This window comes from Ruegeria alba (genome assembly GCF_022321465.1).
In the GTDB taxonomy this organism is placed as follows: Bacteria; Pseudomonadota; Alphaproteobacteria; order Rhodobacterales; family Rhodobacteraceae; genus Ruegeria_B; species Ruegeria_B alba.
The window spans coordinates 63,366-84,002 of sequence record NZ_JAKOEM010000001.1; the positions used below are offsets into that span (position 1 = coordinate 63,366).

Here is a 20,637-nt window from a genome sequence, read left to right on the forward strand (position 1 = left end):
TAGTTTCGGGGCCGGTTGTTGCCGGCCCCGGAAACAAACCAGTCGGGGGGCACAGATGGGCGGCTACATAATTAAACGTCTGATCTCGGCCATACCCGTTCTTCTGGGCATCACGATCATCGTTTTCCTGATCATGTCGCTCATTCCCGGCGATCCGGCAACTGCGATCCTTGGCTCATACGCCACCCCTGAAAATGTAGAAAAGCTGAACCGCGACCTTGGCCTCGACAAGCCAATGGTCCAGCGTTACGTCATCTGGCTCGGCAATATGCTGACCGGCGATTTCGGGCGTTCCTTCTCGCTCAACCGGCCCGTGCTTGACGAAATCCTCGAACGGTTCAATGCCACGATGATCCTGGCGGGCACCGCTTTTGTCCTGTGCGCGCTGCTTGGAATCCTTGCTGGGGTGGTTTCCGCTGCGCGCCAGTATGGCTTGGGCGACAAGGCGATCACATTCGTGGTTCTTGTCGGCATCTCGGTGCCGTCCTTTTTTCTTGGCATGATGATGATCCTTCTCTTCGCGGTGAACCTGCGCTGGCTGCCAGTGTCTGGCATGTATGCGATCTACGGCGGCGGAGACTTGCCCGACCTGCTCAAACACCTGATCATGCCCGCGCTTGCGCTGGCGGCGGTTGCGACGGGCGTCATCGCGCGGCTTTCCCGCTCTGCCATGCTCGAAGTGCTGCGCCAGGATTACATCCGCACCGCCCGCGCCAAGGGCGTGCCCGAACGGCGCGTGATCATGGGCCATGCCTTGCGTGCGGCGATGGTGTCGATCATCCCCGTGCTTGGCATTCAGGCAGGCTTTGTCCTGTCGGGCGCGGTCTATATCGAAATCGTGTTCCAATGGCCCGGGGTCGGCCGCATGCTGGTTGATGCGATCCTTAAGCGCGATCTCCTGTTGGTGCAGGGCGGTGTGGTTTTCGTGGCCGCCTGCTATGTTCTGTTCAACATCGCGGTGGACGTGGCGCAAAGCCTGCTTGATCCGAGGATCAAGACATGAACCTCTTTCTCAAGCTTCTGTTCCGCAACCGTCTGGCCGCCATGGGGGCGGTCGTGCTCGGCGCGATCCTTCTGCTGGTTCTGCTCACGCCCTTCCTGCCGCTGCAGGACCCGGATGTGACCGCCACCGCAGACCGGTTCAAACGCCCGTTCACCGAGGGGCATCTGCTGGGCACCGACCATCTGGGCCGAGACCTGCTCAGCCGATTGCTCCATGGCACCCGCCTGAGCCTTGCGATCGGTATTGCTGCGGCGCTGATCGCCGCCACCATCGGCTCGGCCATCGGGATCATCGCGGGCTATTTCGGCGGGCGCACCGACAACATCATCATGCGCGGCGTCGATATGTTGATGGCGTTTCCCTATATCCTGCTGGCGCTTGCCATCGTCGCCGCGCTTGGCCCCGGGCTGATGAACGCGCTGATCGCGGTCGCGGCCGTCAATGTGCCCTTCTTCGCGCGCAACATCCGGGGCATCACCGTGGGCCTCGCAGGGCGCGAGTTCATCGACGCGGCGCGACTGGCGGGTATGGGGCATGGCCGCATCATCCTGACCGAACTGCTGCCCAATGTCTTGCCTGTCATCGTCATTGCCATGTCCACCACCGTGGGATGGATGATCCTTGAAACGGCGGGCCTATCGTTCCTTGGCCTCGGCTCGCAACCGCCGCAGGCCGATCTGGGCTCGATGTTGGGCGAGGCGCGCTCGGCGATGATCTCGCATCCGCATACCTCGATCGTTCCGGGGACAATGATTTTCCTCATCGTCATGTCGATCAATCTTCTGGGTGACGGGGTTCGCGATGCGCTTGACCCGCGCCTGCGCTCGGGCGCACTCAGCCGACCGCGTGCCACGACATTGGTCGAACGGCAGGGAGAAATACCCGAAGAGACGGATGACCTTCTGGCCATTCAGGAGCTGGAAACCCAGTTCCATGTCGGTAACCGGATTTACCGGGCCGTGGGGGGCGTGTCGTTGGCCGTGAAAGCCGGTGAATGTTTGGGTGTCATCGGTGAATCCGGCTCGGGTAAATCCGTCACGGCACTCAGCGTCATGGGTCTTGTCGCCTCTCCGCCCGGGGTGATCACAGGCGGCGCGGTGCGCTTTCAGGGCGAAGACCTGATCGGTGCGCGCTATGAAACTCTGCGCCAGAAACGCGGCGACCGGGTGGCCTATATCTTCCAGGACCCGCTCTCGACCCTGCACCCGCTCTACCGGGTCGGCCAGCAACTGGCCGAGGCGATTCAGTCGCATCACAAGGTTTCGAATGCCGAGGCCCGCGCTCGTGCCATCCGGCTTTTGCAAGACGTGCGCATCCCCAATGCCGAGGCGCGGGTGGACAATTACCCGCACGAAATGTCCGGCGGCATGCGCCAGCGGGTCGGAATCGCAATGGCGTTGGCCAACGAACCCGACGTGATTATCGCGGACGAACCGACAACAGCACTCGATGTCACCGTGCAGGCGCAGATCCTGTCGCTCTTGGATGACCTGCGCCGCGACCGGGGGCTGGCGATCATCTTCATCACCCATGACTTCGGGGTCGTGGCACAGCTGTGTGACCGGGTGGCGGTCATGTATGCCGGGCGGATTGTGGAGGAAGGGCCGACGCAGGCCGTTCTCAAGGCGCCCGCCCATCCCTACACCAAACGCCTGATTGCCTGTGTGCCCGAGCTGGGGGGCGGGCGGCGCGCATTGGCCGCCATTCCCGGCCTGCCGCCAGTAGTCGACAACCTGCCCGAGGGCTGTGCCTTTGCCCCACGCTGCGACAAGGCGCAGGAGAACTGCCGCGCCGGGGATGTTACACTGAAAGGCACCGCGCCCCGCGCCGTGCGCTGCCTCTACCCGGAGGTGGCCGTCTGATGCCCGCGCTCAAAGTCACCAATCTCGCCAAGACCTTCCCTTTGAAAAAGCCGATCTTCGGTCCGGCTCCGCCCGGGGTGCGTGCGGTGCGGCCCATGAGCTTTGAGGTGGCCACCGGCGAGACGCTCGGCGTGGTCGGCGAATCTGGCTGCGGAAAATCCACTTTGGCACGGATGCTCGTGGGGCTATTGGAGCCGAGCGAAGGCTCGATAGAGATCGAGGGGCGCGCGCTGGACAATGCCGATCCGGCAGAGTTCGGCAAGCTGATCCAGTATGTGTTCCAGGACCCACAAAGCTCGCTCAACCCGCGCAAGACGATATGTCAGGTGATGGAGGCGCCGCTCAGGCGGCTCTACCGGATGCAAAAACCCGAGCGGGACAAGCGCATCAGCGAGATTTTTGCTAGCGTAAACCTGCGCGAAGAGTTTCTTGACCGCTACCCGCACGAGTTTTCCGGCGGGCAGGCGCAGCGGATCGGTATCGCCCGGGCGCTGGCGGCCAATCCACGGATCATCATTCTCGATGAGCCGGTCTCGGCGCTGGATGTGTCGGTGCAGGCGCAGGTGCTGAACCTGCTGGCGGACCTGAAGGCGCAATTCGGGCTGACCTATCTTTTCATCACCCATGACCTTGCCGTCGTCGAGGCCGTAAGTGATCGGATTATCGTCTTGTATTTTGGCGCCGTGGTCGAGATCGGCCGCGCCGAGAATATCTTTGCAAACCCCCGACACCCTTATACAAGGCTTCTCGCGGACAGCGCGCCGGTGGTTGGAAAACCGCTGACCGCGCCCGAGCAGAAAGGATCGGAGCTGCCGGATCCGCTCAATCCGCCGCCGGGCTGTGCCTTCGCGGGCCGCTGCCCCCGCGCCACGGAAATTTGCCGAGCCGATGAGCCAAAGCTGACTGAAATGGGAGAAGATCAACTTGCCGCCTGCCACCACCCGCTCGAAGGCTGAACCCAAGATCAGCCGCCCCGTGCAGGTCGCCGAAGCGATCAAGGATTGGGTTGTGGAGCAGGGGTTGCAGGCCGGTGATCGCCTTCCCGGCGAGGCCGAGCTGATTGAACGCTTTGGCATGGCAAAAGGCACGATCCGCGAGGCGATGCGCATTCTCGAGGCGCAAGGGCTGATCAAGACCCGCACCGGGCCCGGCGGCGGTAGCTTCGTACACGAAGTCAGCCAACAGCGCGCCAAGGCTCTATTGGGCAACTATTTCTATTTCAAGGACCTGACCATCGGCGACATTTACCAACTTCGCCTGACTCTGGAACCGGAACTGGCTGCCTCACTTGCCGGCAAGTTGTCCCAAAGCACTCTTGACCTGCTTGAGAAAACAACAGCCGAATACGTCGAACCCGCGGCAACGCTTGATGAGGAACGCGATCAGCATGTCGCATCTCTGCGGTTTCACGCTATCCTTGCAAATCAGTCTCAAAACCCACTTCTCGGGTTTGTTATCGACTTCATGGTGAACTTGCTGACAGATCTGACGGTTTACCGCCGCCTCTATTCTCCGCCCAACATCGAGCTTTGGAAACAGGGGCGCGACCACCAACAGCAACTGATCGCTGCCCTACGCAATGGCGAGGCCGACAAGGCCCGAGCCATCATGAGGGATCACATGAAAACAGCCTGGAAGCTCATGCGGCAACAGGAAGTCGAAATGGAAAGCCGTTTCATTTCGGAGTAACAGCATTGGCATGTGGCTAGTGGGGTCAGTCTTGCCCAGACATTTTCGCAAGAACGCTAACCTGCAATCACCTCGCCTGCGAGCTTGGTCAACGTTTCAATGGCACGCCTCGTCTCTGCCTCTCCCCTGGGGTTTGATGCATTCCCTTGCTGGGCGCGCTTCAGTACGCCGGTTGCAATGGCGATAAGACGAAAAAACGAAAATGCCAGCGCGAAAGTCCAGAACGCTGGCGGCTCGATCCCGCGCTGCACACAATACTGCGCGACAATGCTCTCTTCGGTGGGCAGGCCAAAGTCATCGCGATTTGCCGATCCGAGGCCCTTCACGAGGCCTGACTGCGGCAGGCGCAGGCACATGCAGAAATAGGCCAGATCGGCGATCGGATGACCAAGGGTGCTGAGTTCCCAGTCGAGAATGCCGATCACGCGGGAGGCGTCTTTGGAGAAGACGAGATTGTCGATCCGGAAGTCGCCATGCACGATGCTGACCTGTCCGTCATCTTCGGGTTGATGCTCCGCGAGCCATTCGATGAGCTGTTTGATAAGAGGATTCTCTGCGTCGGTGCTGGCACGATATTGTTTGGTCCAGCGTGCCAGTTGGCGCGCGAAGTAGTCACCTGGAGCACCGAAGTCCCGCAGGCCCATCTGCGTCGGGGCGACATCGTGTAGGGCGGCGAGCGTCCTAGTCAGTTGCGTGTAGACGCCGCCGCGCCGGTCACGCGCCAGCTTTGGCAGGGCAGGGTCCCAGAAGATCTGCCCATCGAGCATTTCCATCACGTAGAACATCGTTCCCAGCGGGCTGGCTTCTCCGCTCAGGTAATAGACCTGTGGCACCGGGACAGGTGTATCGGACAGGGCGCGTAGCACGCGGTATTCGCGGTCGATCTGATGCGCCGACGCAAGCAGTTTGCCCGGGGGCTTGGCGCGCAGAACAAAAGTGCGCGCACCGCTGGTGATCTTGTAGGTCGGGTTGGATTGCCCGCCGCCAAAACGCTCGATGTCGTCCAGCGCGCCGAACCCCTCGACATGCGCGGCAAGGTAGGAGCCGAGCTCGGAGCAGTCGAATTCGTGCAGGGGCTTTACCATCATCGCGTCTCAGCCCAGGCCGACGACGAGCTTGCCCTGCACCTTACGCCGCGACAGCTTCTCGAGCGCAGCTGCGGCGTTCTCGAGCCCTTGCATCACTTCGACCTTTGGCTTCACCTTGCCCTCCGCGTAAAAGTCGAAAAGCTCCGCCGTTGCCTCGGCGTGCCGCGAGGGATTGCGCTCGACGGCGGCGCCCCAGAAAACGCCGGTGACGCTGCAAGCCTTGAGCAGCGGCAGGTTCATCGGCAGCTTGGCGATGCCCGCCGGGAAGCCGACGACCAGAAACTGTCCCTCCCAGGCGATCGCGCGCAGGGCGGGTTCGGAGTAGTCGCCACCGACCGGATCATAGATGACATCAGCGCCCGATTTGCCGCACAGCTCCTTGAAGCGCGTGGAAAGCTCTTTCTTGTTGATCTCACCCAGCGGATAGACCAGACCGTCATCGGCCCCGGCATCAAGCGCGGTTTGCAGCTTTTCCTCGGACGATGCCGCCGCCAGCACGCGTGCGCCCAGGACCTTTCCCAACTCGACCGCGGCCAGCCCGACACCGCCCGATGCGCCGAGCACGAGAAGCGTTTTCCCCGCACCAAGTCCCGCGCGATCCTTGAGCGCATGATAGGAGGTGCCATAGGTCATCATGAAGGCCGCGGCGTCCTCGAATGACATCTGGTCGGGAATTCTGGAGACCCTGCTTTCCGGAACCACGGCCTGCTCGGCCAGTCCGCCCCAGCCTGAGAAGGCCAGAACCCGGTCGCCGGCCTTCAGCTGCGTGACGCCCTCGCCAGTGCTCTCGACGATGCCGGACAGTTCGGAGCCGGGCGCGAAGGGCCGGGGGGGCTTGAACTGGTAGAGGTCGCGGATGATCAGAAGATCGGGGAAGTTGAGTCCGACCGCCTTGACGGCGATCCGCACTTCTCCCTTGCCGGGAACAGGTTTTGCGATGTTTTCCAGGCTGAGGCTGTCGGGGCCTCCGGGGGTCTTGCTGATCAGCGCTTTCATCATGGTTCCTCGCGTTGGTTTCCGGCGGGTCGGGCTCTGAGCCAATATTGTTGACAATCTTTATGTTTCCACTTTAGGCTCATCAAAGGCACTTCGCAAGCGGCAGGCGCAGACTTCGCGAGACGTGTTGAAAGGGGAGGGATTGGGCCAGATGGAAATCGTTCTGCTCGTGGTCTGTTTTGTCTTGCTTGTGCTGCTCGGCGCGCCGGTGGCGCTGGCGATGATCCTGATGCCGACCATCTATATCCTGCTGACCGACGCCGCGCCGCTGCTGACTGTTCCACATCAGATGTACGAGGGCATAGCGCACTTCCCGCTCGTGGCGGTGCCGTTCTTCATGCTGACGGGCGAGTTGATGAATGGCTCTTCGGTGACCCAACGGATCATGCGTCTGAGCCGCGTAATCGTGGGGCGGATGCGCGGTGGGCTGGCGCAGGTCAATATCGTGGCCAGCATGTTCTTTGCGGGCATGAACGGATCCGCGGTGGCCGACACTGCGACCATCGGCACGATCATGATCCCTGACATGAAGCGCAAGGGTTACACGCCCGCCTATGCCGCCGCGATCACGGCTATCGGATCGACGATCGGCGGAATCATCCCGCCCAGCATCGCGATGATCGTTCTGGCCAGTTCGGTCAACCTGTCGGTGGGCGCGCTGTTCGCGGGCGGCATCCTGCCCGGTATCCTGATCGGTCTGCTGCTGATGCTGACCGCCTGGATCATCGCCAAGGTCAAGGATCATGAGCGCGGCGACGAGCCCTTCACGTTCCGCGCGTTTTTGAGCGCGGCCTGGGACGCGTCGCTGGCGCTCTGCGTGCCGCTCATTCTCGTGGTCGGCATCTTCGGCGGCTGGTTCAGTTCGGTCGAGGCCGGGGCGATCACCGCGCTGGTGGCGCTGATCCTGGGAACGGTGGTTTATCGTGATCTAGACCTAGCCTCGTTCCTTGCCGCCCTGAACCGCACGGTCCGGATGTCGGCATCCGTCTTCGTCATCATCGCGGCCGCGGGGCCGTTCACATGGTTGCTGGCCCGTCTGGGCGCGCTGGAAATGCTTCAGAACTGGCTGCTCGGCTTCGCAGAAACGCCGTTCTTCTTCGCGCTCATGTTGTTGGGCCTGATCCTTCTGGCGGGGATGATCATGGATGCAGCGGCGAATATCATCGTGTTGGGCCCCTTGCTGGTCGCCGCCTGCGAGACCGCGGGCTACGAACCTGTCCAGGCCGCGTTGGTGGTCGTCGTCGGCTTCCTCCTGGGCACGGTCACGCCGCCTGTCGGAGTCTGCTATTTCACCGCCACGGCCATCGCCGGGTGCAGGCTCGAACAATCCGCTGCGGCCCTGCTGCCGTTCCTCGCGGTCGAGATACTGGTGCTGTTGCTGATGCTCTTTCTGGCGCCGCTGACGCTCTTTCTTCCGGCTTTGTTGGGGTTCCTGTGAGATGCCTGTCCTGAAGCGTATATCCGACGGCGCGGATTTCATCATCCTGCGCATCCTGCCGGTGATCTGCGGCGCGATGCTGGTGCTGATGGTGGCGTTCATCGCCTATACCGTCGTCATGCGCACCGTGTTCCTGAACCCGCCGTTTTGGGGCGATACGCTGGCCATGTTCGCGAATGTCTGGATGGTTTTCCTCGGTCTCATCATCGCGGTGCGCGAACGCTCCAACATCGCCATGGAGGCGCTCTATCAGCTGATCCCGGCCCACTACGGGCGCTGGTTCCGCAAGCTCTGGGCCGTGGCCTTTGCCGGGTTCGGATTGCTCTTGTTGACAAAGGGATACGAGGCCGCCTCGCGCATTCTCGGCTCCTATTGGGAGTTGGGCAACCTTCCGAAATCCTATCCGCTGATGATCCTGCCGATCACGGGCGTGGGCATTCTGGTGGCGTCGATCCTGTCGCTGTTCCGTCCCTTGGATGAGGCCCCGCACATGGACGATCAGGAATTTCCATAAGGCTGCGCGCACAGGGCGCGCCAAACCAAAGACAAGGAGGATGAAATGAAACTTGGAAAGATGAAAGCAACGCTTTTGGGCGGCGCGCTGGCTGCCCTGACCGCCGGCGCGGCCATGGCCGAAGCCGAGATCAAGCTGGTCTTCGGCGTGGCCGGCCAGCCGACGTGGGGTTTCGGCAAGCTTCTGACCGAAGTGATCGAACCGAACCTCGAGAAGTATTCGGATGGCCGGATCGATTTAGAGGTTCACCAGCGCGGCGCGCTGTGCAGCGAAGCCGCGTGCATGGAGCAATTGGGTCTAGGCCAGATCGACATGACGACCGTTTCGGCCGGAAACATGGGCGCGTTCGGCAAGACGTTCGACATCTTGAACCTGCCTTACCTGTTCAAGGGGCAGCAGGAAGCCGAGACCATCATGCGCGACTGGCTGAGCGATGAACTGGCCAAGCAAGCGGCCGAAGAGATGGGCATTCACGTGCTGGCAACGGTTTCATCGGGCGGCTTCCGCAACGTGGTCAACACCGAGCGCGAGGTTCGCGTGCCCTCCGATCTCAAGGGACTCAAGATCCGCGTGACCAAGAGCCCGACCGAGTTCAATCTGGTGCAGGGCTGGGGCGCGGTGCCCATTCCCTATGCCTGGGCCTCGCTCTACGAGGGGCTGCAGTCCGGCGTGGTGCAGGGCATGTATTTGCAGGACGTCTTCGTTTCGGCGGCCAAGTTTTATGAGGTGACCAAGTTCGTCACGCGCGTGGAAAGCTCGTACAGCGGTCGCCCGGTCATGATGAGCAAACAGCGCTATGACGAACTGCCCGACTGGGCCAGGGAAGCCATCGACAAGGTGGCCGCCGACATCGCCAGCGAAGCACTGAATTATGACCTGGCGTGGCAAGAGGAAGCCATCGCCGCGATGCAGGACAAGGTGTCCGTCTATGTTCCGACCGAAGCCGAGCTCGCGGAATGGTCCAAGGGAGCCGTCGAAGCCTGGGTTGCGGTGAAAGGCACCTATGATCCGGCGCTCGCACGCCGCATTCTCGAAGAGCAGGGGCAGACAGCGCTGATCGGGCTTCTCGAGGAGGCAGGCGCGCTGTAAGCCGGATCAACACGGGGCCCGCTTCCTCCCGGCGGGCCTCGCATCTTGCGGAGACACCATGCAATTCATCGACGCGCATCATCACCTTTGGGATGTCGAGCTGAACGGCGCGAACTATCCCTGGTATATCCAAGACCATGGCGACCGCGGCTGGGGCGACACGGCGGCAATCATGCGCAACTACACGCCCGCCGATTTGCTGGCCGATGCGCGGGATGCGGACCTGACCATCGTCAAATCGGTACATGTCCAGGCCAATTTTGACTTTTCCAACCCGATCGGCGAGACGCGCTGGCTTGATGCCGTGGCGGGTGAAGTCGGCTCGGAGAACCTGCCGACGGCGATAGTAGGCTATGCAGATCTTTCGGCGCCCGACGTGGCGGATGTGCTGGCCGCGCATGCGGAAAGCGGCCGGTTTCGCGGTGTGCGACAGGTGCTGAATCGCCACGACGACCCGAAACTCAACCGCGCACCGCAGGATTACCTGGTCGACCCGAACTGGGCCGTGGGGTTGAGGCGCCTGTGCGACATGGGGCTGAGCTTTGATGCGCAGATTTACCACCATCAGGCCGAGGCGCTAACGGGTATCGCCAAAAGCCTGCCTGATCTGCCCGTCGTGATCGACCATGCGTTGATGCCTGCTGAACGTGACGAGACAAGCATCGAAAGCTGGCGTAGAGCGGTCACGCGATTGGCCGAACTTCCGAATGTGTCGATGAAGATCAGCGGCTTCGGCATGGTCGACAACAACTGGACGACAGACAGCATCCGCCCATTTGCGCTGCATTGCATCGAGGCTTTCGGCTCGGCGCGGATCATGTTCGGATCGAATTTTCCGGTGGACAAGCTGATGTCGGACTACGGGCGTCTGTGGCGCGCCTATGACGAGGTGATCTCGGGCTTTTCCGAGGATGAGCGCCGGGACATGCTGATCGGGACGGCCGAACGGTTCTACCGGATCTAGCCGGTCGCCGCGTCGGTCTCTTCCTTCAGCAGGTGTATCGCGTGAACCTTGGATTGCTCGACAAGGCGGCGCGCCGTCTGTTCGGCGGCCTCGCCACGGCCCTGTGCGATGTGATCGACCAGTTCGGCCCAGTTCTCGCAGGACTTCTGGCGCCTCTCGGGCGAGGACAAGCCCAAGCGCGAATAGCGCAGGGTCTGGTGGAACAGCAGCGTCACCAGCGAGTTGAGGCGCGTGTTACCTGACGCCTCGCTGATCGACAGGCCGAACTCGACCACGGCATGAACGTAATCCGCCGCCGCCGTGGAACCTGACTTCTTGGCGAGCTTCTTGAGCTCGGAAAGCTGACGCTCCAGCATCTTGATGTCGTCCTTGCTGCGTGTCTCGGCAAGCCGCCGCGCGCCCAGCCCGGACAGGACGGCGCGGATGTCGAACACATCGGCAACCTCTTCAACGGACAGCTGCGTCACGATCGCGCCGCGCCTGGGCGCGATTGTCACGAGACCGGCATTTTCCAGGATGCGCAGCGCCTCGCGCACGGGGCCACGGCTGACCTTGTAGCGTTCGGAAATTCCGATCTCCTGAAGGCGGTCATTGGGGTTGTATTTCTCGTTCACGATCTCGTCGGCGAGCTGCATGGCGATCTGCTCGGAGATCGACAAGGCCTCGCTGCCTCCGGCCAGTGAAGGTCGGAGCGAGGCAAGCATGGCACGGTGAAGTGCTGTGGTCTGTTGATACATTTCCGCGTCCCTGCGCCTGCGAGATGCAGCCGGGCCGACTCTATTAGCTCGGCGTTATGCGCACAAGCGCCTGTCCCTCGGAAATGCCATCGCCCTCTTGCACAAGGATTTCGGCAACCGTGCCGTCGCAAGTGGCTTCGGCGGGAATTTCCATTTTCATGGATTCGAGGATCATCAGAACGTCCTCTTCTTCGACGGTGTCGCCGACCTTCACCTCGATTTTCCAGACGGTTCCGGCGATTTCGGATTCGATCGTTTCTTCGCTCATCAGGTTGACTCCATGATCCAGTGACGCGCGAGCGGTCGGCTGCGCGCGGAGGGTGGAATCATTCTTTTCAAATCATTCTTATTGTCAACAATCTTATTTTGTGTAGTCTCGGAGGATACAGGACATGACGAGACATCACGGAGCGCACCATGAGCTGGCAAAAGGAAGTTGACGAGATCAACAGGCGCCGAGAGATCGCCCGGGCATTGGGCGGCCCAGAGGCGGTCAAGCGCCAACACGATGCCGGCCGGCTGACCGTGCGCGAGCGGATCGACATGCTGGTCGACGAAGGCAGCTTCCGCGAGCTTGGCGCGCTGACCGGCAAGGCGACCTATGACAAGGATCACAACCTTGTCGATGTCACGCCCGCCAATGCGGTGATCGGCACGGGCACGATCGACGGGCGCAAGGTGTCGATCGACGGGGATGACTGGACGATCCGGGGCGGCTCGTCCGAGGCGACCGTGTCCGAGAAGTGGATCTATGCCGAGAACTACGCCGAGGCGATGCGGATGCCGCTGATCCGGCTAGTCGAAAGCGCCGGCGGCAGCGTGAAGATCCTGGACCAGAACGCCGCGACGAAGCTGCCGGCCTATCCGACATGGAACCTGGCCCGGATGATGGGCACGATCCCCATTGTCGGCCTGGCGCTTGGCCCCTGCGCCGGGTTGGGCGCGATTAAGGCGGCCACCGCGCATTACTCGGTCATGGTCAAGGGCACCAGCCAGGTGTTTGCCGGTGGCCCGCCGGTGGTGGAACGCGGCATGGGTATCAAGGTCGACAAGGAGGATCTGGGCGGCTCGAAAATCCATACCCGCGAAAGCGGCGTGATGGGCAATGAGGCCAAGAGCGAGGAAGAGGCCTTTGAGATGGTGCGCAAGTTCCTGTCTTACCTGCCGTCGAGCGTCTATGAGATGCCGCCCGTCATCGAAAGCGACGATCCCAAGGATCGCCGCGAGGATGCGCTGATCGAGATCATCCCGCGCGACAAGCGCAAGGTCTACAAATCCCGCAAAATTCTCGACATGGTGTTCGACAAGGGGTCGGTCTTTGAGCTGACCAAGGGCTATGGTCGTTCGATCGTTACATGTTTCGCGCGCCTTGGTGGGCGCCCAGTCGGCGTGATCACCACCGATCCGATGCAATATGGCGGCGGGATGACCAAAGCCTCGGCAGCCAAGATGGAAGCCTTCATCGACCTGTGTGACACGTTCCATCTGCCCATTGTGCATATGGTTGATCAGCCCGGAACCATCGTCGGGCCAGACGCCGAACGTAGCGGTGCGGTGAAAGGCTCTGTCCGTGTCTGCATGGCGATCGAGCAAAGCCAGGTGCCGTGGTGTGCGATCATCACACGGCGCTGTTATGGGCTTGCCGGCAGCACGTTCGGCCGGGTTCAGGGCATCAACCTGCATTATGCCTGGCCCTCTGGCCGATGGGGCTCGATCCCGGTGGATGGCGGGGCCGAAGCGGCGTTCAAGAAGGAGCTCGATGCGCTCGACCCAGAGGCTAGGGCCGCGCGGCTGGCCGAGATCGAGGGCCATTTCTTCCACATGGAATCGCCCTTCCTGACGGCCGAGAAGTTTCGCATCCCCGACATTATCGACCCGCGTGACACCCGCGCGCTGCTCAATGACTGGCTGGACGACGCGTGGAAACTGATCGCCGATCAGCTTGGCCCCAAGGGCCGCACCTTCCGGATGTGAGGACGCCATGAAGCGATTGTTGATTGCCAACCGAGGAGAAATTGCCTGCCGTATCATCCGGGCGGCCCGATCGCTTGGGATCGAGACGGTCGCCGTCTATTCCGAGGCCGATGCCGGGGCGCTGCATGTCGAGATGGCCGATCAGGCCGTGTGCCTTGGCCCGCCGCCCGCGGCCCAGAGCTATCTCAAACACGAGGCACTGATCGAAGCCGCCCAGGCAACCGGGGGCGAGGCAATCCACCCCGGCTATGGGTTCCTGTCGGAAAGCGCGTCCTTTGCCCGCGCCGTTGCGGATGCCGGCCTGACTTGGATCGGCCCCGCACCCGACACCATCGCGGATATGGGCGACAAGGGCCGTGCCCGCGCGCTTGCGATCAAGGCGGGTGTGCCTGTTCTACCCGGTTCCGAGAGCTTTGCCGAGGGAGCATTGGACGGGCTGGAAGCGGCGGGCGATGCTGTCGGCTTTCCCCTTCTGGTCAAGGCCACGGCGGGCGGCGGCGGCATCGGGATGCAGCGCGTGGACGATCCGGCCAAGCTACGTAAGATCGCCGAACGCACGCAATCTGCCGCGGCGCGCAGCTTTGGTGACGGCTCGGTCTTTCTCGAACGGTTCATCGCCCGCGCGCGGCATATCGAGATACAGGTGTTCGGCTTTGGCGATGGCCGCGCCGTACATCTTCACGAGCGCGATTGCTCGCTCCAGCGGCGTTTTCAGAAAGTGGTCGAGGAAAGCCCCGCGCCCCAGCTTGACCGCGCGATCGTGGTTCGCATGGGTGAGGTTGCCTGCGCACTGGCGAGCGCGGTGAATTACAGTGGCGCGGGCACTGTGGAGTTCGTGCTTGATGCCGACACCGGCGCATTCTTCTTCCTGGAGATGAACACCCGCATTCAGGTCGAGCATCCGGTCAGCGAGCTGGTGACGGGCACCGATCTTGTCGCCGCGCAACTTCGGCTGGCTGCTGGCGATGACATCTACGACGACCTGGGAGGTCGTGCGCCAAACGGGCACGCCGTCGAGTGCCGTCTTTACGCGGAGAACCCTGAAAAGAAATTCCTGCCTTCCCCTGGAACGCTGGAGCGGTTTTCCTTGCCTGACGGGTTGGAGGGAGTCCGTGTGGACACTGGCGTGCGCGAGGGTGATACGATTACCCCTTTCTATGACCCGATGATCGCCAAGATTATCGCCTGGGGCGAGAGTCGCGACGAGGCACTGGAACGGATCAACGCGGCTTTGCGCGCGACCCATGTCGAGGGGTTGGCGACCAATCGCGATTTCCTGATCGCGATCACCTCGAACCCGACCTTCCGAAGCGGCGAGGTCTGGACCGGTTTCATCGACACGCACCTGGACGCCCTTCTTTCTGCGCAATCGGGCTGAGAGCCATACAAACGAGGATGACCATGAGACCCCCAAGATCGCTTCTTCATGCCCTGGAGCCGTTTCTGGAGGCCGGGGCCGACAAGGAAGCGCTGGTGTTTGGTGCGCATCGCATCTCCTTTGGCGACATGGCTGGGCATGCAGCCGCATTAGCAGAGGTGCTGTTTGCCAAGGGCGTGCAGAAGGGCGATCGGGTCGCGGCTTTGTTTCCACCCCGTCCCGAAGCGATCCTGTCGCTGCTTGCCTGTTGGCTCATCGGCGCGACGTGGATGGGAATCAACCCGCGCTATCAGCGCCGCGAGCAGGCGCAAATCCTCGCGGACGCAGGCGTGAAGGTGCTAATGTCGATGACCCGCATCGGCAAGCGCGACCTTGCGGACGATCTGGCCAGTCATGAGACCGATCTAGGTATCAGCGTTCTGCGCTTTGCACCTGCCTTCGCGCCCGAGGCTCTCCCCGAGAAGCTGCAATACGATGAGGTGCTGCGCCGGTGGCGCGAGGCCTCCGGAACGCTCGAACCGGACAGCCCGTCGGTGGTGATCTATACCTCGGGCTCAACCGGCAAGCCGAAGGGGGCGCTAATCACCCATGCCGGTCTCGCTTTCCGTTCGCACACGCTGCACACTGACCGCTTCAACCTGCCCGAGCCGACACAGCTGATTGACCTGCCAGTGAACCATATCGGCGCACTGGCCAGCGGTATCGGCGTTGCCATGGCGTCGGGCGGCAAGATGATCCTGTCCGAGCAATTTGATCCCGGCGCCACGCTCAAGACGGCTTTCGAGGAAAAGCTGGCGATCATAAGCGGGGTGCCTGCGATGTTGGCGCGGCTGGTCGAGCACCCGGATTTTGCAACGTCCGACTTGTCTTCGGTCAAGGCGATCAGCTGGGGCGCGGGGCCGATCAACGAGGCCGTTTTGCGTAAGCTGTTGAATGCGACGGATGCCGTCTTCTCCCAGCAATACGGGATGACCGAAAGCAACGGCCCCATCGTCTTCACGCCGCCGACGCGGGATGTCGAGATCCTGCTCAACACCACCGGCAAACCCGACCCTCGGCTGGAGCTGAGGATCGCGGATGAGAGCGGCCAGCCCCTGCTTGACGGCGAAGAGGGTGAAGTGCAGATCAGGCACCCGCACCCGTTTGCGGGCTATCTCGGCAACGTCGAGGCCAGCGCGGCGGCGTTCACCGCCGATGGTTTCCTGCATACGGGCGATCTGGCCAAGATCCGTGACGATGGTTACCTTGTCTTTTGCGGGCGCAGCAAGGAGATGTACAAATCCGGCGGCTTCAATGTCTATCCGCGCGAGATCGAGATCGCACTGGAGGCTCACCCGGCCATCCGTGCCGCGGCGGTCCTCGGCGTCGATGACGAACAATGGGGGCAGGTAGGGCATGCCTTTGTCGAGCTGGCCTCCCCACTGACCAGTGACGACATCACAGGCTGGTGCAAAGCGCGGCTGGCCGACTTCAAAGTGCCCAAGCGGGTCAGCGTGATCGACGCGATGCCGCGCACGCCTGTCGATAAGGTCGACCGGATGCAACTTGCCGAACTGGCCGCGCGCAGCTGAGCCCTGCCCGGAAACAAAAGAGGACCACAATGGATTTTGCACCTTCTGCCAAGGCGAAAGAGTTTCAGGAACGCCTTGCGGCCTTCATGGAAGAACATGTCTACCCCGCCGAAGCGATTTACCATGAGCAGCACCGCGCCGCGACCACGCGTTGGCACGTGCCGCCGATCATCGAAGACCTGAAGGCCAAGGCCCGTTCCGCAGGGCTGTGGAACCTCTTCCTGCCCGATGTCGAGTTTGGTGCTGGCTTGTCGGTGCTGGAATACGCGCCACTGGCCGAGCTGACAGGCCGCAGCCACATTGCGCCTGAGGCGTTCAATTGCAACGCACCGGACAGCGGCAACATGGAAACCCTCTTTCTTTACGGAACCGAGGCCCAGAAATCCCGCTGGCTGCGCCCGCTTCTTGATGGTGAGATCCGCTCTGGCTTTCTCATGACAGAGCCCGATGTGGCCTCGTCTGACGCAACCAACATCGAATGCAACATCCGTCGCGAGGGGGATGAGTATGTGATTAACGGGCGCAAGTGGTGGTCGTCGGGCGCGGGTGATCCGCGCTGCAAGATTTTCATCGTGATGGGCAAGACCGATCCGGAAGCCTCTGTTCACTCCCAGCAATCCATGGTTCTGGTTCCCGCCGACACGCCGGGTGTGACTGTCGAACGGTATCTGCCGGTCTTCGGGTATGACGATGCCCCACACGGGCATATGGAGGTCTCGCTGACGGATGTGCGTGTGCCGATTTCCAACGTGCTTCTGGGTGAAGGTCGCGGTTTCGAGATTGCGCAGGGGCGGCTCGGCCCCGGGCGAATTCACCACTGCATGCGCTCGATCGGGGCGGCTGAGCGCGCGCTTGAGTTGATGACCGAGCGCCTGCTGACGCGCAATGCCTTCGGCAAGGCCATCGGCATGCATTCGGTTTGGGAGGAACGCGTGGCCAATGCGCGCCTCGAGATTGAGATGACCCGCCTGATCTGCCTGAAGGCGGCCTGGATGATGGGCGCCGTCGGGAACAAGGCAGCAAAGGACGAGATCGCGATGATCAAGATCGCCGCACCCAACATGGCGGCCAAGGTGATCGACGATGCCATTCAGGCCTTTGGCGGAGCGGGGGTGTCGGAAGATACGCCGCTGGCGTGGATGTATGCCGCGCAACGCGCGCTGCGGTTGGCCGATGGGCCAGACGAAGTGCACCGTCGCGCCGTGGCACGATCCGAATTCAAACGCGCCGCCGGGCGCCTTGGCAGAGATATTCGAGCTGTCGCATCCTGAACGCAAGGCGATGAAGCGATAACCGCGTGCAGGCCGGAAAGCGAAAACAAACCGTCTTGACCGGCCGGAACAACAGCAAGAACTAAATGATGGCCGGGAACGAGTTCACCAGGCTCGTGGTTGGCAGGGACGCGACGAACGCCGAACATGTCATCAGCAACGGCGTCATCGCCCCGGGCGCGTTCAATCCCGATCACTATCACAAATGAGAAGATCAGACCTTTCACACCATCGAAGAACAGCTTGAGGTCAGGATCGGTGATGCGCATTACACTCTTGGGCCCGGCGATACGGTGCATTGCCCAAGCGGCGTTTCGCACTACCCGAAGAATGTCAGAGAAACGCAGGCAAAGCTGATCCGCTGGTTTTCCCCTGGGGAATTGGGCCGAAACGTCCCGGCAAAACAAGGTCGGCAAACTTGACCTTGCTTTGATCAAAGAGCGTTTCTGCATTGCCTACCTTTAACCAATTCCTGCCGGGCAATCCGATTTGATCTGCCGAACAACCCGCTCCCTGGGCAGGCGGTTTTTGTGCATCGAAGCAGGTTAAATTCTCTGATCTTCTGCAGAACTCGTAACTTTTTGATATCGCCGGATTGTCGAGATCGACCCGCCCCCGAAATCAATCTCGAAACGCTTTACCGAGATCCCTGACTTTCAGTCATGCATTTTGGGTCAACAACCCGAACAGTTCGCTTTGAGATGAAATGTTCAATTTCTTGTAGAGATTGCGCCGGTGCACCTTGACCGTGTTACTTGATATCCCGAGCTTGTAGCCGACGGCACGGCTGGAATGGCCCTGCACGATCAGGGCTGCCACTTCGGCCTCGCGAACGGAGATTTGTTCTTCTCCGCTCCGGGAAACCATTAGAAGCGGTGTTCAAGCGAGATCGGAGTATCGGCATCCCGCTTTGTAGGCGTGATCAGGACCGATAGCAGGCTTGGCACGAGCACGGTTGACAATGCCCTGAACCGAGTGATCTCGCTGGCCCTGAACCGGCGTTTCCCGGAGTGTCGGCCGATTGAAAAGTTCACCGAAGTGTCGTCATCGAGGCGGGCGACGAAACCCATGTCGTCGACCAATCCCATCGGCCCGAAATACTTGGAATAGTATTCGCTTGTTTCAAAGCGGTCCGGCGCGATTTCCCGAAGCGGACACGCCACCCAGTTCTCGGTTTCAAGGGCCAGCTTGTAAAACGGGTCGAGCATATAATCGAACTGGGTGTAGTCGCGGTCGAACAGTACTTCCAGGCGGTTTTCCATAACCCATCTGAAAAGCGGCTCGGGCGTGGCGGCGCGATGGAATCGGAGCACCAGAACACTCTGCGTCGAAAAGACTTCGCGGCAGAACGGCACTACCTCGCGTGCGAACTCGTCCATCGTTCGCACGGCACACAGGCGACCGAAGAATTCGTACTCTTTCGAACTTCCTTGCAGGATCTTTTCGTCCTCCGTTCTGGAATAATTCCTAATCACCATAGATTTCCGCCTGCAATACTCCTCTGGTAGTATTGTTGAAACTTCTCCCCGCTGAAAGCCCGACAGAGGGAGGATGGCGTTCTGCATCACAAGAACACGACCTGTGCGCGGAACACTGCCTTGATCACATCCGAGCTCTACTATTGGCATGATACCCAGAATTGGTGCGGGTTTATGGTCCCCAGTCTGACCGCTCAGCCAGCTGAGCATTTCGAGAACCCTGAAACCAAACGTCGTCTTCAGAACCTGGTTCTGGCGACCGGTCTGTGGGACCACCTTTCACATGTCAGGCCGGAACCCGCTTCGGACGAAGTCATCCGGACGGTCCACCCGCAGAGTCATATCGATCACCTGTCGGCGGTCTGCGAACGGGGTGGCGGCGATGCCGGCGAGTTGACCCCGGCTGGTCCCGCCAGTCTTGAGATTGCGCGCCTGGCAGTGGGCGGAGCCATCGCGGCGATGGGCTTCTGTCTTTTCGCCAATGCGGCTCTGGGCATTCGGCATGTCCAGAAGACCTATGGTCTCACGCGGATCGCCGTTGTGGACTGGGATGTGCATCACGGCAACGGAACCGAGGCCATACTCCTCGACGATCCCGGCGTGCTGACCATATCGCTACATCAGGACAACCTTTTTCCGCTGGATTCGGGCGGTATCGGGCTCAAGGGCGCGGGCAACAGCAATATCAACGTCCTGCTGCCACCCGGTTCGGGTTCGGGCGCCTATCGCGAAGCCTTCGAACAGATCGTCATTCCAGCACTTGACGCATTCGCGCCCGAACTGATCGTATTGCCATGCGGCTATGATGTCTCGGCCGTCCGATCGAGCTGGTCTTTGCCGACACGCAAAGCAAGGGGGGCGATGTTGTCATCCAGTCCGCCCAGCGGCTGATCGACCGGGACAACGCCAGCGCCCTGATTACGGGCTATAACCTGGAAAACGGCACCGCGTTGCATGACGTGACCGCCGATGCCGGAATCATCGCGATGCATGCCAACACCGTGGCCGTGCATAACGAATTGGCGAAATCCGATCCCGACCGGTATTGGGGCACCTTCCAGTACGATCCGCCCGAGACGCTGTATGGCGGCGGCTTCCTCAAGTTCCTCAAGGATATCGAGGACAATGGAGAATTCAGCCGACCCAACGACATGATCGCGATCATCACCGGGCCGGGCATCTATTCGGTCAACATCGCCAATGCCATCCGCGATGAGGCCGGTGAATATGGTTATGATGTCTCGCTCAATGAAACGGTGGCCATTCCGGTATCCGACTGGGGACCGACCCTGGCCAAGCTGCGCGCCGATCCCCCGGTGGTGATCGTCGTCACGCACTTCTATCCGCAGGATCAGGCGCTGTTCATGAACCAGTTCATGACCGACCCGACGAACAGTCTTGTCTATCTGCAATATGGCGCTTCGCTGGCCGCGTTCCGCGACATTGCAGGGGACAACTCGGTCGGTGTGACCTACGCGACAGTGCTTGGCACCTTGCAGGATGAAATGGGCGACGCCTTCGCCAAGGCCTACAAGGAACGGCATGGCGATCTGTCATCGACTGCCAGCGGCTGACAGACCTATTC

21 protein-coding genes and 1 pseudogene are annotated in these 20,637 nt (G+C 61.3%); 16 read left to right on the forward strand and 6 right to left on the reverse strand.

From position 1 onward, the window contains the following. The first annotated feature begins 55 nt into the window (after window positions 1-55). The 4 genes from MB818_RS00320 to MB818_RS00335 are packed head-to-tail and all read left to right on the forward strand — an operon-like array spanning window position 56 to window position 4,554. Window positions 56-1,003, forward strand: a complete 948-nt coding sequence (locus tag MB818_RS00320; protein ID WP_234136355.1) for an ABC transporter permease — start codon at window positions 56-58, stop codon at window positions 1,001-1,003. After that, complete coding sequence (locus MB818_RS00325; RefSeq protein WP_234175999.1) at window positions 1,000-2,865, forward strand: dipeptide/oligopeptide/nickel ABC transporter permease/ATP-binding protein; 1,866 nt, start codon at window positions 1,000-1,002, stop codon at window positions 2,863-2,865. Before MB818_RS00320 ends, MB818_RS00325 begins: the two co-directional genes overlap by 4 nt. Beyond that, a complete protein-coding gene (locus MB818_RS00330) occupies window positions 2,865-3,821 on the forward strand; it encodes an ABC transporter ATP-binding protein (RefSeq protein WP_439653262.1) in 957 nt (318 codons plus the stop codon). Before MB818_RS00325 ends, MB818_RS00330 begins: the two co-directional genes overlap by 1 nt. Window positions 3,822-3,840: 19 nt before the next feature. Beyond that, window positions 3,841-4,554, forward strand: a complete 714-nt coding sequence (locus MB818_RS00335) for a FadR/GntR family transcriptional regulator (protein ID WP_234137010.1) — start codon at window positions 3,841-3,843, stop codon at window positions 4,552-4,554. Between the two features lie 56 nt (window positions 4,555-4,610). Here the strand turns inward: MB818_RS00335 and MB818_RS00340 are convergent, their stop codons facing one another. After that, window positions 4,611-5,639: a phosphotransferase gene (locus MB818_RS00340; RefSeq protein WP_238903444.1), complete on the reverse strand. Its 1,029-nt coding sequence runs from the start codon at window positions 5,637-5,639 to the stop codon at window positions 4,611-4,613. Between the two features lie 9 nt (window positions 5,640-5,648). Next, window positions 5,649-6,638, reverse strand: a complete 990-nt coding sequence (locus MB818_RS00345) for an NADPH:quinone oxidoreductase family protein (protein WP_234136358.1) — start codon at window positions 6,636-6,638, stop codon at window positions 5,649-5,651. A 151-nt stretch (window positions 6,639-6,789) separates the two neighbouring features. On the opposite strand from MB818_RS00345, the gene MB818_RS00350 reads away from it, so the two are divergent. From MB818_RS00350 to MB818_RS00365, 4 genes are read left to right on the forward strand one after another with little or no spacing between them, the layout of a single operon-like run. Then, the gene (locus MB818_RS00350; protein ID WP_238903446.1) at window positions 6,790-8,076 is read left to right on the forward strand and encodes a TRAP transporter large permease; all 1,287 of its coding nucleotides are present in this window, start codon (window positions 6,790-6,792) and stop codon (window positions 8,074-8,076) included. Window position 8,077: 1 nt separating this feature from the next. Then, a complete protein-coding gene (locus tag MB818_RS00355; RefSeq protein WP_234136360.1) occupies window positions 8,078-8,590 on the forward strand; it encodes a TRAP transporter small permease in 513 nt (170 codons plus the stop codon). A gap of 45 nt (window positions 8,591-8,635) precedes the next feature. Continuing rightward, window positions 8,636-9,679 (forward strand): TRAP transporter substrate-binding protein, encoded by a 1,044-nt coding sequence (locus tag MB818_RS00360; RefSeq protein WP_234162396.1) that lies wholly within the window; start codon window positions 8,636-8,638, stop codon window positions 9,677-9,679. Window positions 9,680-9,737: 58 nt separating this feature from the next. Further along, window positions 9,738-10,643, forward strand: coding sequence for an amidohydrolase family protein (locus MB818_RS00365; protein WP_234166279.1), 906 nt, complete (start codon window positions 9,738-9,740; stop codon window positions 10,641-10,643). Here the strand turns inward: MB818_RS00365 and MB818_RS00370 are convergent. Both MB818_RS00370 and MB818_RS00375 read right to left on the reverse strand, forming a co-directional pair. After that, window positions 10,640-11,380: a GntR family transcriptional regulator gene (locus MB818_RS00370; protein ID WP_234136363.1), complete on the reverse strand. Its 741-nt coding sequence runs from the start codon at window positions 11,378-11,380 to the stop codon at window positions 10,640-10,642. The genes MB818_RS00365 and MB818_RS00370 overlap by 4 nt on opposite strands. A gap of 43 nt (window positions 11,381-11,423) precedes the next feature. After that, window positions 11,424-11,648 carry an acyl-CoA carboxylase biotin carboxyl carrier protein subunit gene (locus MB818_RS00375; RefSeq protein ID WP_234136364.1) on the reverse strand — a complete coding sequence of 75 codons (225 nt, stop codon included), beginning with the start codon at window positions 11,646-11,648 and terminating at the stop codon, window positions 11,424-11,426. A gap of 149 nt (window positions 11,649-11,797) precedes the next feature. Here MB818_RS00375 and MB818_RS00380 point away from each other — a divergent pair, with 149 nt between their 5' ends. From MB818_RS00380 to MB818_RS22030, 6 genes and pseudogenes are all read left to right on the forward strand, one after another. Beyond that, entirely contained in the window at window positions 11,798-13,354 is a 1,557-nt protein-coding gene (locus MB818_RS00380) for an acyl-CoA carboxylase subunit beta (protein WP_234136365.1), read from the forward strand. Between the two features lie 7 nt (window positions 13,355-13,361). Continuing rightward, a complete protein-coding gene (locus tag MB818_RS00385) occupies window positions 13,362-14,732 on the forward strand; it encodes an acetyl-CoA carboxylase biotin carboxylase subunit (RefSeq protein ID WP_234136366.1) in 1,371 nt (456 codons plus the stop codon). A 23-nt stretch (window positions 14,733-14,755) separates the two neighbouring features. Continuing rightward, window positions 14,756-16,303, forward strand: coding sequence for a class I adenylate-forming enzyme family protein (locus MB818_RS00390; protein ID WP_234136367.1), 1,548 nt, complete (start codon window positions 14,756-14,758; stop codon window positions 16,301-16,303). 29 nt (window positions 16,304-16,332) lie between these two features. After that, on the forward strand, window positions 16,333-17,574 hold the full coding sequence (locus tag MB818_RS00395) for an acyl-CoA dehydrogenase family protein (protein ID WP_238903447.1): 1,242 nt from the start codon (window positions 16,333-16,335) through the stop codon (window positions 17,572-17,574). 86 nt (window positions 17,575-17,660) lie between these two features. Continuing rightward, the gene (locus MB818_RS21930) at window positions 17,661-17,783 is read left to right on the forward strand and encodes a hypothetical protein (RefSeq protein WP_255699781.1); all 123 of its coding nucleotides are present in this window, start codon (window positions 17,661-17,663) and stop codon (window positions 17,781-17,783) included. A gap of 18 nt (window positions 17,784-17,801) precedes the next feature. Continuing rightward, window positions 17,802-17,996, forward strand: a pseudogene (locus MB818_RS22030) (cupin domain-containing protein); the annotation flags it as partial. Window positions 17,997-18,234: 238 nt separating this feature from the next. Here MB818_RS22030 and MB818_RS00400 read toward each other — a convergent pair. After that, window positions 18,235-18,441 carry a LuxR C-terminal-related transcriptional regulator gene (locus tag MB818_RS00400; RefSeq protein ID WP_234237207.1) on the reverse strand — a complete coding sequence of 69 codons (207 nt, stop codon included), beginning with the start codon at window positions 18,439-18,441 and terminating at the stop codon, window positions 18,235-18,237. Beyond that, complete coding sequence (locus MB818_RS00405; protein WP_234166282.1) at window positions 18,441-18,953, reverse strand: hypothetical protein; 513 nt, start codon at window positions 18,951-18,953, stop codon at window positions 18,441-18,443. The genes MB818_RS00400 and MB818_RS00405 overlap by 1 nt, the downstream gene beginning before the upstream one ends. A 219-nt stretch (window positions 18,954-19,172) precedes the next feature. Here MB818_RS00405 and MB818_RS00410 point away from each other — a divergent pair, with 219 nt between their 5' ends. Then, the gene (locus tag MB818_RS00410; protein ID WP_234175993.1) at window positions 19,173-19,943 is read left to right on the forward strand and encodes an arginase family protein; all 771 of its coding nucleotides are present in this window, start codon (window positions 19,173-19,175) and stop codon (window positions 19,941-19,943) included. Beyond that, a complete protein-coding gene (locus MB818_RS00415) occupies window positions 19,922-20,626 on the forward strand; it encodes an ABC transporter substrate-binding protein (protein ID WP_238903997.1) in 705 nt (234 codons plus the stop codon). The genes MB818_RS00410 and MB818_RS00415 overlap by 22 nt, the downstream gene beginning before the upstream one ends. Window positions 20,627-20,637 lie beyond the last annotated feature (11 nt).

Coding starts and splice junctions, on each gene's coding strand:
- MB818_RS00320 (WP_234136355.1), top strand. CDS start 56: ATGGGCGGCTACATAATTAAACGTCTGATCTCGGCCATACCCGTTCTT.
- MB818_RS00325 (WP_234175999.1), top strand. CDS start 1,000: ATGAACCTCTTTCTCAAGCTTCTGTTCCGCAACCGTCTGGCCGCCATG.
- MB818_RS00330 (WP_439653262.1), top strand. CDS start 2,865: ATGCCCGCGCTCAAAGTCACCAATCTCGCCAAGACCTTCCCTTTGAAA.
- MB818_RS00340 (WP_238903444.1), bottom strand. CDS start 5,639: ATGGTAAAGCCCCTGCACGAATTCGACTGCTCCGAGCTCGGCTCCTAC.
- MB818_RS00345 (WP_234136358.1), bottom strand. CDS start 6,638: ATGAAAGCGCTGATCAGCAAGACCCCCGGAGGCCCCGACAGCCTCAGC.
- MB818_RS00350 (WP_238903446.1), top strand. CDS start 6,790: ATGGAAATCGTTCTGCTCGTGGTCTGTTTTGTCTTGCTTGTGCTGCTC.
- MB818_RS00355 (WP_234136360.1), top strand. CDS start 8,078: ATGCCTGTCCTGAAGCGTATATCCGACGGCGCGGATTTCATCATCCTG.
- MB818_RS00360 (WP_234162396.1), top strand. CDS start 8,636: ATGAAACTTGGAAAGATGAAAGCAACGCTTTTGGGCGGCGCGCTGGCT.
- MB818_RS00365 (WP_234166279.1), top strand. CDS start 9,738: ATGCAATTCATCGACGCGCATCATCACCTTTGGGATGTCGAGCTGAAC.
- MB818_RS00370 (WP_234136363.1), bottom strand. CDS start 11,380: ATGTATCAACAGACCACAGCACTTCACCGTGCCATGCTTGCCTCGCTC.
- MB818_RS00375 (WP_234136364.1), bottom strand. CDS start 11,648: ATGAGCGAAGAAACGATCGAATCCGAAATCGCCGGAACCGTCTGGAAA.
- MB818_RS00380 (WP_234136365.1), top strand. CDS start 11,798: ATGAGCTGGCAAAAGGAAGTTGACGAGATCAACAGGCGCCGAGAGATC.
- MB818_RS00385 (WP_234136366.1), top strand. CDS start 13,362: ATGAAGCGATTGTTGATTGCCAACCGAGGAGAAATTGCCTGCCGTATC.
- MB818_RS00390 (WP_234136367.1), top strand. CDS start 14,756: ATGAGACCCCCAAGATCGCTTCTTCATGCCCTGGAGCCGTTTCTGGAG.
- MB818_RS00395 (WP_238903447.1), top strand. CDS start 16,333: ATGGATTTTGCACCTTCTGCCAAGGCGAAAGAGTTTCAGGAACGCCTT.
- MB818_RS21930 (WP_255699781.1), top strand. CDS start 17,661: ATGATGGCCGGGAACGAGTTCACCAGGCTCGTGGTTGGCAGGGACGCG.
- MB818_RS00400 (WP_234237207.1), bottom strand. CDS start 18,441: ATGGTTTCCCGGAGCGGAGAAGAACAAATCTCCGTTCGCGAGGCCGAA.
- MB818_RS00405 (WP_234166282.1), bottom strand. CDS start 18,953: ATGGACGAGTTCGCACGCGAGGTAGTGCCGTTCTGCCGCGAAGTCTTT.